Source organism: Roseococcus sp. SDR, assembly GCF_019083995.1.
GTDB lineage: Bacteria > Pseudomonadota > Alphaproteobacteria > Acetobacterales > Acetobacteraceae > Roseococcus.
Window position 1 is genome coordinate 54,552 of record NZ_JAHRCU010000007.1, and the last position, 16,472, is coordinate 71,023.

The following is a 16,472-nucleotide window of genomic DNA, read 5'->3' on the forward strand; positions in this document are numbered from 1 at the left end:
CTGGGGTGTCGGGGTTCAGGCGATCGCGCCGCTGCGCGGCACGCTCACATCGCGGAAGGGCAGGTCCGGCTGCGCCGGATTGCGCTTCGTCAGCTGGTTGTCGTGGGTGGCCCAGAAGATCGTCCGGCCGCGGGCGAGCTTCGGAGCCTTCACCTTGAAATCGGCGATGGTCTCGACGATCCCGTCGTCGAATTTCAGCGCGAAGCTGATGTCGAGCTTCCCCGCTGCCTTGCCGGTGCGCTGGGCGGCTTCGCGGAGGGCTTCGACGAGTTCCTGCAGCGCATCGGTGAGGTCGCTGTGGAGGCGGCCGTCCTCGCTCTCGGCGATGAACATCGAGAAGCTCCGCGCTGGCGGGGCAGGCGGAGTGGGTTGGGTTTCGCTCATGCCGCAGCCGCCTTCTGCTTGGTGCGCACGACCCCGACGTCGATCCGTGCGGTGGGCACCGCCGCCTCGACGGCAGCGCGGAAGCCGGCGATGTGCGGTTCCAGCCCGGCGATGAGCTTCGCCTGGGCGATCGGATCGGACGGGACCGCCATCGTGGCGACGATGCGCAGTTCGTGCCGCGGGTCCGGTTCGGGCTGGTGTGGGATGGCTGCACGCACGACCACCGAATCGGCAGACGGCGCGTGCGGGGCTTCGGTATCGTCCACGCGATGCTCCTCGGATCGGCCAAGCCGGGATCGGCGTGGCGTGTCCGGGACGCTACATAAAGTCGCGCTACACGACAAGCCCTATTGTCGCGCGTGTAGCGGCGTGCGGATCGCTGTAGTTTCCGCTTGATGGCAGACCGGCTGACCCCTGCGCAGCGCAGCGCGAACATGGCCCGCATCCGCGGGAAGGACACGAAGCCGGAAATCCAGGTGCGGCGGATGTTGCACGCGCTCGGCTACCGCTTCCGGCTCCACCGGCGCGATCTGCCGGGGCGTCCGGACATTGTGCTCCCCGGGCGGCGGGCCGCGATTCTGGTCCACGGCTGCTTCTGGCACGGGCACCCGGGCTGCCGGGACTGCGTCATCCCTGCGACCAGAACGGAGTGGTGGACGGCCAAGATCGATGGCAACAGGCGGCGCGATGCCAGGAACATCCGCAGGCTCAGAGGCCTCGGGTGGTCTGTCACCGTGGTCTGGGAGTGCAGCCTGCGCAGGCCCGACGCGGTGAGCCGCCGGCTGCAGCGATTCCTCGGGCCACCCGGGCCGCTGGCGCGAATCGGGTCAACAGGCGCACATTCCTGCGCCGGAGCAGAGGACTGATATGGACGCGCGTGTTCCCCCGATTGTCGCCGACCCAGCCGTGGCGCGGAAGCTGCAGCGCCTCGCCGAGGGGAAGGCGCCGCGCGTGCTCGACCTCTTTTCCGGCTGCGGCGGGATCAGCCTGGGCTTCACGAAGGCAGGCTTCTCGATCGCCGCGGCCATGGAGATCGACGAACTCGCGGCACGGTCGCACGCGCTGAATTTCCATGCTGCGGATCCGGACATGCTGGAGCAGCACGCGAAGCCGCGGGACGTGACCAGGATCGAGCCGGAGGATTTGTGCGCCGAACTCGGTCTCGGCAGCGTCGAGGAGTCGATCGACGTGATCGTGGGCGGTCCGCCCTGCCAAGCCTATGCCCGCGTCGGGCGCGCGAAGCTGCGCGAGGTTGCGGAGCACCCGGACGCCTTCAAGGTCGATCCGCGCGGCAACCTGTACCTGCGCTATCTCGCCTACGTCCGTGCCTTCCGGCCGCTCGCCCTGCTGATGGAGAACGTGCCGGATATCCTGCACTACGGCGGTCACAACGTGGTCGAAGAGATCGTCGAGACGCTGGACGGCTACGGCTATGACGCCCGGTACTCGCTGATCAACAGCGCCTTCCACGGCGTGCCGCAGATGCGCGACCGCGTGTTCCTGGTTGCCTACCGGCGCGACCTCGGAATCCGTCCGACCTTCCCCAAGGCGTCGCACCACATGACCCTGCCGCCCGGCTATGCCGGCACGCGGGCGGTGGCGTTGCGCTTCGTCGATCTGCTCGGCGGCGCCGGCTATGTGCAGGCGGACCTCGGCAACGAATCCCTGCCTTTCCCGGTCACTGCATTCGAGGCGATCGGCGACATGCCTCCGATCCGCGGGGACAGCGTGAAGCGCGGCGCCCGGAGGTTCGGACCGGACACCTTCACACCCTACCGCAGCACGAACGCGCTGAGCGCCTACGCCGCGGCGATGCGGCAATGGCCGGGCTTCGAAGGCCAGGGCGGCGTTGTCGATCACGCGATCCGTGCGCTGCCGCGCGATGGAGGCATTTTCGCCGCCATGCCAGAAGGCGCGGAGTACCCGGAGGCCCACCGGGTTGCGACCCGCCTGTTCGAAGAAGAGGCGGCGCGACGCGGGATCACGCGCAGGATGAAGGCCTGGGCGGAACTCGAGGCGGAGATGGTGCCGCCCTATGATCCGTCGAAGTTTCCGAACCGCTGGTGGAAGCTGCGGCGCGATTTCCCGGTCCGCACCCTCATGGCGCACATCGGCAAGGACACCTACAGCCACATCCACTACGACCCGAAGCAGGCACGGACGATCAGCGTGCGTGAGGCTGCGAGGCTGCAAAGCTTCCCGGACGGCTTTCGGTTTGCCGGCACCATGAATCCGGCGTTCAGGCAGATCGGGAATGCAGTGCCGCCGATGATGGCGAATGCGCTGGCGCGGGTGATGAAGGAGGCGCTGGACGGCGCCGCCCTGCGTCTGGCACCGCCCCGGTAAGGCTCAGGCTTCTTCCTCTTCGTCCGGCAGCGTCTCCTCCGGCTCCTCCTCCGCGCGGATCGTCAGCGGCGGGAGGGATGGAGAAGCTGTCCGCGGTGATCTGCGCGAACATCGCGCCGTTGTGGGCAGCGAGAAGGCGCTTGGCGAAGTCGCGGATATCGCCTGAAACCCGCAACTCGCACTGGTCGGCGGTCAGGCTGAACACGCGATAGATCAGGTAGGGCTGCGGGCTTCCCGCCGCCTCGGTGACCTCTGCCAGCGACATGTGGAAGTCGGCGGTGAAGGGGCCGCGGGTGGACTTCACGTCGATGCGCTGCTGCTCTGTGAACAGCCCGTTGTGCACCACCAGAAAGTCGAAGGGCGCGATCGCGTTGGTCCGCGACACCCACGCATGTTCCTGGGCAGCGCCGCGCGCCTCCTCGCGGGTCAGATGCAGATCGACGAAGGCTTCCCCCTCGGCGCCAGTGCGCTCCGCTGCCTGCTTTGCCTTGGCCAATTCCTCTGCGGTGACGGGCCGGGCCTTCCGGGTGCGGGTCAGCTTGCGGGCACCCTTGGTGCCGCCCAGTGCGATGTCTTCGAGGGCCTGGGCTTCTTCAGCGTCGAAGGCCAGGGAGGCGATCGGATGGGTCGGATCGGCACGCGACGCGGCGATCGCGGCGGCGATATCGCCCGGCCGGAGGGCTGCCATCGTCATCCTGCCGCCACGGATGAAGGGGCGCAGCGCCGCGTGCAGACCGGCGTCTTGGGCTGCGTCCTGCGCCAGCAGCACGAGGGTCATGGCGTCCGGTGCCGGCCGGCCGCGGAAGGCCATGACTGCCAGATCGCCGGGCTTCAGGAGGTCGAAGCGCCCGCGCTGGCCCTCGGGGTCGTAGATGAACTCCCCGTTCAGCCGCCAGTTCTTGTAGGCGGCGCCCTTCACGATCTTCCGCCGGAGCCGCAGGGCGGGGGCGGCGTCAGGGCCGTGCACGGTCAGTACCAGCCCGATTTCGCCGTCCGGCGATGCATCTGCTGCCGCTTCGAGGTCGGGAAACAGGCGGCCGGTGAGGACGTCCGCGTTGAGGTTGATGGCCTTCTGGTTTCCCGCGTCGAGACGGCGGTACAGCGCCTCGAAGAAGGTCAGGTCGGAGGCGGTGAGGCGTTTCAGGGCAAGGGCATCGGCCATGCTGCATGATGTAGCAGGCGATGCTGCAGGAGAAGAACACTGGTGTTGCCCGAAAGACGCAGAAAGCCTTGCCAGCCTGCCCCGCCGCCACTACAAAATGTAGCGGCGGCGTGATTGGATTACTGTCTTGCTGGTGAGTCTGTTCTGCGGTCTGGGAGGGATGGACCTCGGCTTCGAAGCCGCCGGCTTTCGCGTGGGCGCAGCGTATGACATCCGCCAGGACAGCGTTGCCACCTACAACCTGAACCGGCCTGACGCCGCTGTCGCTGCCGTCCAGGACATTCGCGACCTGAAGCCTGCAGACATCCTTGCCACAATCGGCGGAGCCTGTTCGGGTGTCATCGGCGGGCCGCCCTGCCAGAGCTTCACCCAGGCCAACCGGCACCAGTCTGACGATGATCCGCGACGCGAGATGCTCGGGCAGTTCGCGCGCATCCTCGGCGGCTTGAACAGGGCAGCACCGGTGCCGTTCTTCGTCATCGAGAACGTGCCCTGCCTGCAGAGGGACCCTCATCTCGGCCGGCTGAAAACCCTCGAGGCAAGGCTTCGCCGGATTGGCTTCAATGTCACGCGGGTGGTGTTGAACGCTGGCGACCACGGCACGCCGCAGAACCGGCGCAGGCTGTTCCTGGTGGGGATCAACAGGCAACTGCACCCGGGCGTTTCCTGGAAGGCGCCTGAACCGGCAGAACACCGGCTGACTGTCCGGGATGCGATAGGCGCGCTGCCTGAGCCGGTAACCTTCGCATCGGCATCAACCATCGACGAGATACCGCACCATCCGAACCACTGGTGCATGACGCCGAAGAGCCGGCGCTTCCTGACGCCGGGGCTGCTACGCGCCGGCGACGGCAACAAGCGGAGCTTCAAGGTGCTGGCGTGGGACCGCCCCAGCCTTGCCGTCGCCTACGGCAATCGCGAGGTCCATGTGCATCCCGGCTGCCACCGCCGCCTGTCGATCTTCGAAGCGATGCTCCTGCAGGGCTTTCCCGCGGAGTTTCGGGTAGCCGGGACGATGTCGTCGCAGATCACTCAGGTCAGTGAAGCGGTCCCACCGCCGCTGGCGCACGCTGTGGCCGGGTCCATTAAGGCCCTGCTCCATCGAACGGAGTTGCGCAGCGCTGCCTGAGCATCATGCCTGCGCGTCCTGGAGGATCCACGCGCAGTCCATGGGGCGGACGTTATGCGTCTTCAGCCACTCCACCCATCCCTCGATCGGATAGTTCGCTGCGGCCAGCAGTTCTGCCTGCTCCCTGATGGCCGTCGTGCGGACCTCCGTCATCGTCTCGATGCCGCTGTCGAGATTGCGAAAGCAAGCTGCTCTGCGAAGCATGCGCTTTATCTCTTCGATCTCCGGCTGCGGAACGGCGACAGCAGCCACGCGCGCCGCGGTGACCGGCTGATCATCACGAGGGGACACCCGGAATGCGAGCGCCAGCATGTCCGGCTCGTCTCCGGACACGCGATATCCGAAGACGCTGGTGAGGTCCACGCGTGCGCTTCTGCCGATCTGGTTGTTGAAGAAGTGCAGCAGGTGCTTGCCCAACCCGACCGTGAACATCTTCAGGAACAGTTCCCCGTCGGCCGCCCATGCCGCGGACGCACCACCGTCCTGCTGGTCGAGACCAGTGACTGCACGCAAACCATCGATGAAGGCGGGACCATCATGCTCGATGTTCTGCTTCACGATGCTCTTCAGGGTGTCCGCTCCGTGTCCTCGGAAGTCCCCAGCAGCCGCACGAGTGGTCACGAAGAGCAGCCAAGGATCGCGCCTCTGCAGCTGGTGCACCATCAGCTTCTGCAGAGCGGCGAAAAGCGTGCGCGCTTCGCCGGGAGCGTCACAGCAGAGATGGCTGCACGCGTCGAGATTAATGACGTCAAACGCTCCGGCGTCCTGAAGCTGACGCTGCGCGACCGATCCGTCGACGGCAATCTCCTCGATTTGTCCGACCCGGAGCTTGGACTCCATGGTCGCCAATTGGTCCTGCCGCAGGGCGGCGAGGGCCTCCTCGCCGGGGCTGCCCGGACCATCCGTGTCGCCCGCACTCCTGTCGAAGCCAAAGACCTCCAACTTGAACGGGCCGTCGCCGCGGGACCGTAAACGGCCGCCGATGTAGCGGGCATCCATCATGTCAGCGCCGGGCAGCGTCAGATACCGCAGCACGCCCCGCGTAACATGACCATCACCGATCAGCCGCTCGATCTGCTCTGCCCACTGGCGGGCGCGGACCACTTGCTTAACCGGATGGTGCCAGGGTGCGAATTCCCGCCGACGCCGGCTTTGGGGCTGCACGGCAGCGTCATCGAGGGGGCCGTAGGCATCCTCGATTTCCCGATCAACTTCGCTCACAGCGTCCCTGGCGGACAGAGGATTCCCTTCGCTCACCGCCGTCAGTCCTGATGGAAGACAGAGAAGATGGCGCGCACGAGCCGCTCCTGCTCGGCAATTGAGCGGTCCTCCAGGATGCCGAATGCTGCGAGCACCTTCAGCAGTGCCTCTGCCTGGGCACGACGCTGGATCGCCTCCGCAGTGGTTCCAGCCGACATCTGCGGCAGGACGGCAGCCGGGAATGCAATGATGCCATCGTTCCTCGCCGCCTGCGCCCGGGCACGATCGCGTGCGATCTCGACGTCGGGAGGGGCCTCGTCGCCCTGTTCTTCGCGCCAGACCTGATCGGCGAACTCGCCGAGGCGGCTGCGCGACTCAACAGCGTCCTGGCCCTTCCGATCCGCAAGGGCCTTCGCGCTGAGTTCCTTGTGCCTATTGGTCAGCTGCCGAAGCGCGCGGTGGAGCCACGACGAGGTAAGCCGCACATGCGGATGGGCGAAGTTGAAGGACTCACGGTCGATGTTCAGCGCCGCGTCGAGGCCTTCGCGCACGAAAAGCTCCGAAGTGATCTGGCGCAGGCGCGTCTGTTCGGAGACCTGATACTTGAAGAAGCTCTCATCGAAGTTGGCTCCGCTCGCGCCTCGGATGCGGACGAGCACGCCGTTGTTCTCCTTCGGAATGATCCTGCCGTTCCAGAACAGGTACGCCTCGAACCCGAGCCTGCCTCCGCGCAGGTCGCGAGGCACACGGTTCAAGTCAGGCTCATAGTCTCCGACCATAAGGATGCTGCGATCGAGACCGCGGACGCTGGCGGAGATGTACTTGAAGCTGATCGGTCGCTTCAGCTCGATCTGGTCGACGACCACGCGCATTGGCGAACCGCCTGCCCCTACGCCATCTTCAAGGCGATGCTTGCCACCGGACCAGCGCGCGACTGCTTGCCGGACGGTCTCGCCCGGTCTCATCGGGACCTCGGTGGCCTGCTCCCTCTCGCGGTTTCCCAGCCAGAACAGCCGGATTTTGTCCTCCGCCGTGAGGTCGAACGGATGGCTCTCGACGTAGGGGACAGGGACGGACAGACCAAGCTGCCAGATCATCGCGAGGTAGTAGTCCAGCGCGGTGCCGAGATCCGGGCGGTTGTGCCGCGTGAACTGATCGGCCACACCGGCAACCAGCTTGGCCATCCGGCGTGACGGATCATCGCCCGGGTCCCACGGAAGACGGGGCGTCTCGGTGAACGTCGGAACGTCGTCGGCAGCCGGCACGTTCGAGCCAAGCCACCCCGCATGAAAAGCGGGAGGTTCCAGCTTTACAGCAGTCGCGGTGTCGCCTGTGCCTGAAGTCCGCGCGCTTTTCAGGTCGTCAAGCGCGCGCCATCGATCCGCACTCCGCAGAGTGTCACGCGCTGCAGGCTTGATCGCATCGAGAATGATATCCGTACCATGCGCATCCGGATCGACTGCGCGCTCTCTGACGATTTCTACCTTGCCGCTGAGGTACTGATCGTCGTCGAGGCCTTCATCGGCTTCGGGATCCTCGGAATGCTGACGTAGGATCACGTTCGCGATCAGCCGGTAGTCCTCCCCCTTCCGCTTCGTCACGATGGTGAAGCGACGAGTCAGCTGGCTGACGGAGAAAAGCCCGATGCCGATCTTTCCGATGAACGGACGGCCACCGGGAGTGCGCTCGGCGTTGTCGACAGCGGTGATGCCGAGGTCCTGGCCCTCATGTCTGCGCTTCGCGCTGCCGCCGATGCTGTTGATCACGTGCGACAACGTGTTGTGGCTCATCCCGAGACCGTCGTCGCGGATCGTGATCCGGGAGAAGCGCGGTGCGTCCGTCTCGATCGATACGTTCTGGGCGTCGGCATCCCAGGCATTGGCGATAAGTTCCCGGAGCGCAGAGCCGGGCAGCCGGTAGATGCCGTCGGTAACCCTCGCTATGACTCTGGTGTTGACGGAGAGCCGCGTGCTGACCGGCTTCCCGACATTGGCGTCGTCCCGAAGGTATGCACTCAGCTGCTCTTCGCCCTGGACAACCGGAATGGCCTCCTCGGCAGGCATAGCGCCGCTCACGACCCCACCTGCCGGCCGAGCCAGATCACGCGCCCGATCACGGTGATCATGTCCGCCTGAATATCCCGGAGAGGCTCATACAGCGGGTTGTCGGACAGGATGCTGAGCGTCCTCGATGCGAGGTTGGTCTGGATGCGCTTCACCTGCAGCCCGTCATCTGAACGCAGCACGTAGATGCCATCCTTCCTGCCGGGACGGGTCTGCCCGAAATCCACCAGGACCTTGTCGCCCTGGCGGAGGGTCGGCTCCATCGAATCTCCGTCGACCTTCACCAGAGCGAGTTGCTCCAGCGGTGACTGCGTGATGCCGCGCACCCATTCCTCCCTGAACGGCACGCGGTAGAGCACCACTTCGCCGTCAACATCGGCACCGTGCCCTGCCGATGCCTTGGCGTCGTAGAGCGGGATAAGCGCCACCGGCTGTCCTGCCACATCGACGACTTCGGCCCGCGGGACAGGCGGTGGCGGGATCGGCCGGCGGCTCACGCGCTGGCCGAGGGCTACCGAGGCCTCCTCTGCCGTCTCCGCAGCGTCATCCTTGCCGAACAGCAGCCTCTGCCAGGGGCATTCGAGGATGGCTGCCAGCTGCTGCGCGGCGCGCGCGGTGAGCGGTCGCCGCCCGGCCTCATAGGCGCGGTAGGTCGCCTCGGGGATGTTGGCGCGCCGCGCGAGTTCCGCGCCGCTGCCAATCCCTTTGTCTTCGCGGAAGCGGCGGAGCCGTTCTGCTGGCGTGTCCATCGGAAGCATGCTCATCTAAAGGCGTTGCATTATGTAGCGGACAACACGCGCGAAGGAAAGTCGTTTCAGCGCGACCTTTGGGTCTTGCGACTGTAGCGCGCCTTATTGTAGCGTCCGGGGCATGCGGACGTTCCCTGACGTGATTGCGATCTGGCCCAGCGCCTCCGACCTCGCGCGAGAACTGGGCGTGCGGGATGTGACCGTCCGTGCGTGGCGCCAGCGCGGCATCCCCGCCCGCTTCTGGCCGGTGGTCGTGAAGGCGGCGAAGCGCCGCAAGGTGAAGCTCACTGTCGATCAGCTCGCGGGGATGGCTTCCCCGCGGAAGGCGCCGGTGCGCAATGGCTGAACCCCGGCCCGTCCTGGCGATCGACCTCGGCACCACCACAGGCTGGGCGCTCCAGGCTGGCGGCGTCATCACGTCCGGCACCGTGCGCTTCAAGCCGTCCCGCTTCGAGGGCGGCGGCATGCGGTTCCTCCGCTTCCGCTCCTGGCTCGCCGAACTCAACAGCCACTCAGGTGGCCTCGGCCGCATCGCGTTCGAGGAGGTCCGGGCGCACGCGGGCACAGACGCGGCGCACATTTACGGCGGCTTCCTCGCGCACCTTTCGGCATGGGCTGAAGAGCACGGCGTTCCCTACCAGGGTGTCGGGGTCGCTGAGATCAAGCGCTTCTCCACCGGCAAGGGCAACGCACCGAAGGACGCGGTGGTCGCGGCGATGCGGACCCGCGGCTTCACGCCAACGGACGACAATGAAGCCGACGCCATCGCTCTGCTCCTGCTGACCACAGGAGGGGCGCAGTGACACGCACACGGGATCATCTGCTCGCGCATGCCCTGCCGGGCATCCTGGCTGTCCTGGCACTGACCCTCGCGGGCATATCGCTCCTCGCAGCCGCGGTGATGCTGTGAAGCCCGCCCGTACAGCTCGCACGGCGGCCCGGGCACAAGGCGCCCGGGCCGCTTTCGACGAAGCCCTGCGCGACGTCGGGGAGAGCATCGCGACCTTCAAGGCCGATCCGCCCGACACGGATTTCCAGCGCGGCTACCTCGCCGCACTCCGGCGTCTGCAGGGCGAGATCAAGCGGCTCCGGGGGGAGGTCGCGTCGTGAACCTCCATGCCGCCCGCATCCACCAGCATTCGCCCGGCTTCCACATGGGGACCCGGTTCGAAGGCGACCGCCTCCGCCGGTTCGCGGCGGTCCGGCCGCATGCCGATCGCGGCGCAGCGGCTCTCCGGGCTGATCATCCAGCGCTTCAGACCGGCCGCACCATTTTTCCGAGCACCGTCCGTACGGCCGACGATGCCGGCCGCATCTTCGTGGGCGGGCACAACAATCCGAAGCTGGGTGCGCGCGTCCAGGTCGGACCGTGGCGCGGCATGCCGATCTATCATCTGACGCTCGAAGAGCGCGCAACGTGTCCGCGGTCCTGCCACGAGTGGGCGACCTGCTACGGCAACACGATGCACCTTGCGAAGCGGTGGCGCGTGTCGCGCGACCTGCTGACGTTCATGGGCGACGAGCTGCTCTGGCTCCGCGGAAAGCATCCGCATGGTTTTGTCATCCGCCTCCACACCCTCGGTGACTTCCCGTCTCCCAGGTACGTCGGCTGGTGGTCAATGGCGCTGCGGCTGCTGCCTGAACTGCACGTGTTCGGCTACTCCGCGTGGCCGGACGGACATCCCATCCAGCAGATGCTGGAGCGCATGAATGCGCTGTTCCCGCAGCAGAGCTTCATCCGCTTCTCGCGGCGGCAGCCGAGCGGCCAGGGTTTCGAGACCACGACCATCTGGCGGCGGGCCGGTGCAGCGAAGCGTGTCCCGGAGGGCATGATCTGCCCTGCGCAGAACGGGCGCACTTCCTGCTGCGCCACGTGCGGCTTCTGCTGGCATCCAGCGCTGACGCAGGTGCCCATTGTCTTCATGGGGCATGGCCGGCGTTCCCGCGGGAGCGGGCCATGATCCGGCGTGCGGCCGAATGCGCCGTCCTGCTGGCCCTCGGTGCCGCAGGCGCGGCCTGCGTCATGGGCTTCCTCTGGTTCCTCGATCTGCTGGCGGCACCGTCATGACGGTGTCGCGCCGGACCCGTGCGCCCGCCCGGCAGCACGCGCCGAACAATCCGCCGGGCGCCACCCCTCCATCGAGACACCCATGAACAACCTGACGACTCTGGCGCAGCTGCGCGGGATGAGCGCCGGGGAGGCAGCAGCCCTTCCCGTCGATCATCTGGCAATGCTGCTGGAAGAGGTCGCGGAGATGCGCGCGGATGCCAAGCGCCTCACCGACCTGCTCAATGACGCGCTCCACTCCCGGTTCGGCGTGGTCGCTGCCGAAATCCGCCGGCAGGCCGGCAAGCAGACGGGCCGCGCGCGCGTTCCTGTCGACGGCTTCGAGATCGTCGCCGATCTCGCGCTGAAGATCGACTGGGACGAGGACGGGCTGAAGACCGTCGAAGCCCGGCTGCTCGGCATGGGCGAGAACCCGGACGAGTACATCAAGACGAAGCGCACGGTGAGCGAGGCCGCATACCAGCGGTGGCCATCCTCCCTGCAGAGCCTCTTCCTGCCGCACCGGACCGTGGCCACCGGGAAGCCGACCTATTCGATCGAGAAGAAGGAAGCCGCGTGATGGCGATCTCCCTCGCTTCCCTCCGGCGCGGTGCTGCGCCGGTCCCGCCCCGGCTCCTCGTCTATGGCGTCGCCGGTGTCGGGAAGACCAGCCTCGCGGCATCCGCGCCGGATCCGGTCTTCCTTCAGACCGAGGACGGCCTCGGCACCATCGACATGCCGAGCTTCGGCCTGCTCCGCAGCTATGCCGACGTCCAGGATGCGCTGGACGCCCTCTACAGCGGCGAGCACGGGTTCCGCACCGTCGTGCTCGACAGCCTCGACTGGCTTGAGCCGCTGGTCTGGCAGCGGACTGCCGAGATCAACGGCTGGAAGGACATCGAGCAGCCCGGATACGGGAAGGGCTACCTCGCCGCCCAGGATGTCTGGCGGGGGTTCCTGGACGGGATGAACCTGCTGCGCAGCGACCGTGGCATGGGGATCATCCTCATCGCGCACTGCGACATCCGTCGCTTCGACAGCCCCGAGACCGAACCCTACGACCGCTACGTGATCAAGCTGCAGCAGCGCGCGGCCGCGCTGGTGCAGGAACACGTCGATGCAGTGCTGTTCGCCAACTACCGCGTCAGCACGGTGAAGACTGACGTCGGCTTCAAGAAGTCGGTCACTCGCGGCGTGTCGGGCGGCGATCGCCTGCTGCACACCACCGAGCGTCCGGCCTTCCTCGCGAAGAACCGCTTCGGGCTGCCCGACAGCATGCCCCTCGACTGGCCGGCGCTCGCCGCCGGCATCCCCTTCTACACCCAGCAGCCCGCTGCTCCGGCCGCGGCAGGAGACGCCTGACCATGGCACAGATGAACTTCGACGCATCGACAGTCGAACCCGCGGCACCACTCGATGTGCTGCCGCCGGGCAAGTACGAGGCGCAGATCGTGCAGAGCGAGATGCGCGCCACGAAGGCAGGCGACGGCCAACTGCTCTGGATCGAGATGGACATCCTGAGCGGGCAGTTTCAGGGCAGGAAGCTCTGGGACCAGCTGAACCTCGTCAATCACAATCAGCAGACGGTCGAGATTGCGCAGCGCCAGCTCTCGGCGATCTGCCACGCCGTCGGCCAGATCCGTGTTGACGACAGCGAGCAGCTTCACTTCCGGCCGATGCTGGTCTCGGTGAAGGTCGACCCCGCGGGGCCCGACAAGCACGGCGTCCACCGGGAAGCCAGGAACAGGATCGCCGGCTACAGCGCGCTCGGAGGACAGGGCGCCCCACCCGCCTATCAGCCGCCCCGTGCTCCCGCCCAGCATGGCACCCAGCCGCGGCAGGCGCCGCCTCCTGCTCCGCCTCGGAGCGGACCACCTGCGGGCAACGTGCCGCCCTGGCGGCGGACCTGAGGGGAGAGCCGGCAGGTCTTCCGGGCCTGCCGGCACATCGCCATGGCGCCACTCCCACCCTCACCGCAGCAGACGGTGGCGGCGATCTACGCCGCATACGAAGAGGACGCGGGGAATTCCCTGCGTGAACATCTCGGCGCATCGCTGATCGGCGCCGAATGCGAGCGCGCGCTCTGGTACTCCTTCCGGTGGGCAACCCGCGCCCGGCACACCGGTCGCCTTCTGCGCCTCTTCGAGACGGGGAACCTCGCAGAGGCACGCTTCGTGGCGAACCTCCGCCGCATTGGCGTCACCGTGATGGACCTGGACCCCGCAACCGGACGCCAGTGGAACCTCCGGCATGCGGGCGGGCATTTCGGCGGCAGCATGGACGGCGTGGCCATCGGTCTCCCCGAGGCTCCGAAGTCCTGGCACGTCTGCGAGTTCAAGACCCACAGTGAGAAGTCCTTCACCGCGCTGAAGAAGGATGGGGTCGAGCGCTCGAAGCCGCTGCACTGGGCGCAGATGCAGGTCTACATGCATCTCGCAGGGATCGACCGGGCTTTCTACCTCGCGGCCAACAAGAACACCGACGAGCTGTACCAGGAGCGCATCCGCTACGACGCGGAAGCCGCGATGCGGCTCATCGCAAAGGCCGAGCGCATCATCGGGTCGTCCTGCCCGCCCACGCGGATCAGTGAAGATCCCGCATGGTGGCAATGCCGCATGTGCGACCATCACGCGCTGTGCCACGAAGGGGCGCCTGCCGAGCGCACCTGCCGCTCTTGCCTGCATGCGACGCCGGCCGACCAGGGCGCCTGGACCTGCGCGCGGCACAGCATTCAGCTGACGCGCGCCGACCAGCAGAGCGGCTGCGCGGCGCATCTCTACATCCCTGATCTGATCCGCGGCGAGCAGGTGGATGCCGGGGAAGACTGGGTCGAGTACCGCCTGCCGGACGGGACCATCTGGCGCGACGGGGTGGCTGCATGACTGCGCCTCTCGTCACTCTCTTCGCCGACGCCTCCTGGTGTCCCGAGACCCGCCTCGGCGCGTGGGCCGCATGGTGGAAGATCGACGGTCCTGCATTCACCCACAGCGGAGTGTTCCGGGCCGCTGTGCCCGACAGCACGACCGCAGAGGCATGCGCTCTCGCCAACGGCCTCCACCTGCTGGCGGGTCGCCATGACCTTCCCCGCGGCACCCGCATCATCGCGCAGACCGATTGCCTCGGCGCGATCAGGATCCTGAACGGGGAGCCGCTGCGGCGGATGCCCTCCCAGGCTGTGGCAGCACGGTCTCTGGTCGAGGGCATCACCCGTCTGCAGCAGCTTCGCGTCCAATGGCGCCATGTCCCGGGCCATCAGGGAGGCCGCACGCGCAGGTCGTGGGTGAACGAATGGTGCGACACCACCGCCCGCGCGCTCCTCCGGCAGGCACGGACCGGCGCAGCGCTTCCTCAGCATCAGCACAACCCAAAGCAGGAGCTTCACGCATGAACGAGATCGTGCCCGCCCGCACCATGGCCTCGCCGCGGCAGACGATCCGCAACAAGGCTGCCTGCGGCACCTGCGCGTACTGGCAGATCGTCACAGAGCGCAGCAGGGACGGCTACCAGGACGAAGGTCTCTGCCGGCGTCGCGCCCCAGCGGCGGTGCCGTCGTCCGATGTCGCGTATGACGGCACCGATGGCGGAGGGCAGCAGGGCTTGGCTGCAGCGTGGCCCCGCACCTTCGCCGAGAGCGACTGGTGCGGCGACTGGCGCGTCCTCTCCGACCTCGGCGGACGCAACCGGCCCGAGGACGGGAGACCTCAGTGACCTATTCCCTCCGTCCATATCAGCGCGAAGCCATCGACGCGCTCTACACCTACTTCTCGGGCAGCGCGGGCAACCCGCTGGTCGTGGTCCCGACCGGTGGAGGCAAGAGCCTCGTCATCGCCTCCTTCGTCCGCGAGGCGATCGAGGCGTGGCGCGACACGCGGATCCTGATCCTCACCCATGTCCGGGAGCTCATTCAGCAGAACTTCATGGCGCTGGTCAGGGCGTGGCCGGACGCGCCTGCCGGCATCTACTCGGCGGGCCTCTCGCGGCGTGATCTTCACGCCCAAATCCTCTTCGCGGGGATCCAGAGCATCCACAAGCACGCACGCAAGGTGCAGCGGTGCGATCTTGTGCTCATCGACGAGGCTCATCTGCTGGGGCGCAGCGACGATGGCATGTACCGCTCCTTCCTGAAGGAGCTGAACGAGATCAATGCCGGCCTGCTGAAGGTGGTGGGCTTCACCGCCACGCCCTACCGCCTGGACAGCGGGATGCTGCACGAGGGCAAGGACCGGCTCTTCACCGACATCGCCTACACCGTGCCGCTGCTGGACATGGTGAAGCAGGGATACCTCTGTCCCGTCGTCCCGAAGCGGACCGAGACGCAGCTCGACGTCGATGGCGTCGCCACCCGCGGCGGAGAGTTCGTGGCGAAGGACCTCGAGGCAGCAGTCGACCGGGACGAGATCACCCGTGCCGCGGTTCAGGAGATCGTACGCCATGGCGAGGGGCGCGGGTCGTGGCTGATCTTCTGCTCGGGCGTGGCGCACGCGCGGCATGTGCGCGACGCGATCCGCGAACACGGCATCACCTGCGAGACCGTGACGGGCGAGACTCCGGCACCGGAGCGCGATGCGATGCTCCAGGCCTTCAAGTCCGGCCGGCTCCGCGCCCTCACCAACGCCAATGTGCTGACCACCGGCTTCGACGCGCCGGGCACCGACCTGATCGCCCTGCTGCGACCGACGAAGAGCGTCGGCCTGTACGTGCAGATGGTCGGCCGCGGCACGCGGCTCGCCGAGGGGAAGGATGACTGCCTCGTCCTGGACTTCGCCGGCAACACGGCGCGGCACGGACCGATCGACACCGTCGACGGCCGCAGGAAGGAGAAGAGCGAAGAGCCCGGTGCAGCGCCCATCAAAGTCTGCCCGGCCTGCCAGACAATCAACCACGCCAGCGTGCGGCGCTGCATCGAGTGCGACCACGAGTTCCCACCGCCGGAGATCAAGGTGGCGGCGCAGGCTGCCTCCAACGCGGTGCTGTCGTCGCAGCAGGTGGCGGAGTGGGTGTCGGTGAAGGCCGTGTTCTACGACCGGCACGAGAAGGTCGGGAAGCCGGCCTCGATGAGGGTCGTCTACGACAGCGGGCTGCTGACACACAGCGAATGGGTCTGCTTCGAGCACACCGGCTACCCGCGGGAGAAGGCGGTGAAGTGGTGGCAGCAGCGCGCCGTCGGTGTCCCTGTCCCGCGCACCGTCCAGGAGGCGCTCTTGCACACCGCGGATCTGCGTGAGCCGACCGCGATCAGGGTGAAGCCGGTGGGCCAGTACACCGAGATCGTCGGTGTGAGGTTCGGTTGATATGCGCCGCATGCCGCCTCCGCACCGCCCGCGGCTTCGGATGGTCCAATCCGTCGAAGCTGACTGCCGCGTCGATGCCTGCCTGCTCGATGCGCTGCATG

20 protein-coding genes are annotated in these 16,472 nt (G+C 67.2%); 14 read left to right on the forward strand and 6 right to left on the reverse strand.

Translation table 11 applies throughout. From position 1 onward, the window contains the following. Positions 1-15 precede the first annotated feature (15 nt). The gene (locus KTR66_RS09685) at positions 16-384 is read right to left on the reverse strand and encodes a hypothetical protein (RefSeq protein WP_213612389.1); all 369 of its coding nucleotides are present in this window, start codon (positions 382-384) and stop codon (positions 16-18) included. Continuing rightward, the gene (locus tag KTR66_RS09690; protein WP_213612390.1) at positions 381-650 is read right to left on the reverse strand and encodes a hypothetical protein; all 270 of its coding nucleotides are present in this window, start codon (positions 648-650) and stop codon (positions 381-383) included. Before KTR66_RS09690 ends, KTR66_RS09685 begins: the two co-directional genes overlap by 4 nt. Positions 651-779: 129 nt before the next feature. On the opposite strand from KTR66_RS09690, the gene KTR66_RS09695 reads away from it, so the two are divergent. Further along, positions 780-1,250 carry a very short patch repair endonuclease gene (locus KTR66_RS09695; protein WP_213612391.1) on the forward strand — a complete coding sequence of 157 codons (471 nt, stop codon included), beginning with the start codon at positions 780-782 and terminating at the stop codon, positions 1,248-1,250. A gap of 1 nt (position 1,251) precedes the next feature. Further along, positions 1,252-2,730 (forward strand): DNA cytosine methyltransferase, encoded by a 1,479-nt coding sequence (locus tag KTR66_RS09700; protein WP_213612392.1) that lies wholly within the window; start codon positions 1,252-1,254, stop codon positions 2,728-2,730. On the opposite strand, the gene KTR66_RS09705 is transcribed toward KTR66_RS09700, so the two are convergent. Continuing rightward, positions 2,624-3,892, reverse strand: coding sequence for a protein NO VEIN domain-containing protein (locus KTR66_RS09705; RefSeq protein WP_213612393.1), 1,269 nt, complete (start codon positions 3,890-3,892; stop codon positions 2,624-2,626). The two genes, KTR66_RS09700 and KTR66_RS09705, sit on opposite strands and share 107 nt — an antisense overlap. A gap of 133 nt (positions 3,893-4,025) precedes the next feature. On the opposite strand from KTR66_RS09705, the gene KTR66_RS09710 reads away from it, so the two are divergent. Beyond that, positions 4,026-5,021, forward strand: a complete 996-nt coding sequence (locus KTR66_RS09710; RefSeq protein WP_371819084.1) for a DNA cytosine methyltransferase — start codon at positions 4,026-4,028, stop codon at positions 5,019-5,021. Positions 5,022-5,024: 3 nt separating this feature from the next. On the opposite strand, the gene KTR66_RS09715 is transcribed toward KTR66_RS09710, so the two are convergent. The 3 genes from KTR66_RS09715 to KTR66_RS09725 are packed head-to-tail and all read right to left on the reverse strand — an operon-like array spanning position 5,025 to position 9,033. Continuing rightward, a complete protein-coding gene (locus KTR66_RS09715; protein ID WP_213612395.1) occupies positions 5,025-6,242 on the reverse strand; it encodes a PP_RS20740 family protein in 1,218 nt (405 codons plus the stop codon). 41 nt (positions 6,243-6,283) lie between these two features. Beyond that, positions 6,284-8,284, reverse strand: coding sequence for an ATP-binding protein (locus KTR66_RS09720; protein ID WP_213612396.1), 2,001 nt, complete (start codon positions 8,282-8,284; stop codon positions 6,284-6,286). Between the two features lie 8 nt (positions 8,285-8,292). Continuing rightward, positions 8,293-9,033, reverse strand: coding sequence for an XRE family transcriptional regulator (locus KTR66_RS09725; protein ID WP_213612397.1), 741 nt, complete (start codon positions 9,031-9,033; stop codon positions 8,293-8,295). A gap of 121 nt (positions 9,034-9,154) precedes the next feature. Between KTR66_RS09725 and KTR66_RS09730 the strand changes: the two genes are divergently transcribed. From KTR66_RS09730 to KTR66_RS09780, 11 genes are all read left to right on the forward strand, one after another. Further along, the gene (locus tag KTR66_RS09730) at positions 9,155-9,379 is read left to right on the forward strand and encodes a hypothetical protein (RefSeq protein WP_213612398.1); all 225 of its coding nucleotides are present in this window, start codon (positions 9,155-9,157) and stop codon (positions 9,377-9,379) included. Beyond that, complete coding sequence (locus KTR66_RS09735; protein ID WP_213612399.1) at positions 9,372-9,836, forward strand: crossover junction endodeoxyribonuclease RuvC; 465 nt, start codon at positions 9,372-9,374, stop codon at positions 9,834-9,836. Before KTR66_RS09730 ends, KTR66_RS09735 begins: the two co-directional genes overlap by 8 nt. Before the next feature lie 103 nt (positions 9,837-9,939). After that, a complete protein-coding gene (locus KTR66_RS09740) occupies positions 9,940-10,143 on the forward strand; it encodes a DUF3209 family protein (RefSeq protein ID WP_213612400.1) in 204 nt (67 codons plus the stop codon). Then, positions 10,140-10,994, forward strand: a complete 855-nt coding sequence (locus KTR66_RS09745; RefSeq protein ID WP_213612401.1) for a hypothetical protein — start codon at positions 10,140-10,142, stop codon at positions 10,992-10,994. The genes KTR66_RS09740 and KTR66_RS09745 overlap by 4 nt, the downstream gene beginning before the upstream one ends. A gap of 189 nt (positions 10,995-11,183) precedes the next feature. Further along, positions 11,184-11,660 (forward strand): hypothetical protein, encoded by a 477-nt coding sequence (locus tag KTR66_RS09750; protein WP_213612402.1) that lies wholly within the window; start codon positions 11,184-11,186, stop codon positions 11,658-11,660. Next, positions 11,660-12,442: an ATP-binding protein gene (locus KTR66_RS09755; RefSeq protein ID WP_213612403.1), complete on the forward strand. Its 783-nt coding sequence runs from the start codon at positions 11,660-11,662 to the stop codon at positions 12,440-12,442. The genes KTR66_RS09750 and KTR66_RS09755 overlap by 1 nt, the downstream gene beginning before the upstream one ends. 2 nt (positions 12,443-12,444) lie before the next feature. Next, on the forward strand, positions 12,445-12,990 hold the full coding sequence (locus KTR66_RS09760) for a DUF669 domain-containing protein (RefSeq protein ID WP_213612404.1): 546 nt from the start codon (positions 12,445-12,447) through the stop codon (positions 12,988-12,990). Positions 12,991-13,065: 75 nt separating this feature from the next. Then, positions 13,066-13,962 (forward strand): PD-(D/E)XK nuclease family protein, encoded by an 897-nt coding sequence (locus tag KTR66_RS09765; RefSeq protein WP_371819075.1) that lies wholly within the window; start codon positions 13,066-13,068, stop codon positions 13,960-13,962. Beyond that, complete coding sequence (locus KTR66_RS09770) at positions 13,959-14,468, forward strand: RNase H family protein (RefSeq protein WP_213612406.1); 510 nt, start codon at positions 13,959-13,961, stop codon at positions 14,466-14,468. The genes KTR66_RS09765 and KTR66_RS09770 overlap by 4 nt, the downstream gene beginning before the upstream one ends. After that, positions 14,465-14,788 (forward strand): hypothetical protein, encoded by a 324-nt coding sequence (locus KTR66_RS09775; RefSeq protein WP_213612407.1) that lies wholly within the window; start codon positions 14,465-14,467, stop codon positions 14,786-14,788. The genes KTR66_RS09770 and KTR66_RS09775 overlap by 4 nt, the downstream gene beginning before the upstream one ends. Then, complete coding sequence (locus KTR66_RS09780) at positions 14,785-16,371, forward strand: DEAD/DEAH box helicase (RefSeq protein WP_213612408.1); 1,587 nt, start codon at positions 14,785-14,787, stop codon at positions 16,369-16,371. Before KTR66_RS09775 ends, KTR66_RS09780 begins: the two co-directional genes overlap by 4 nt. Positions 16,372-16,472 lie beyond the last annotated feature (101 nt).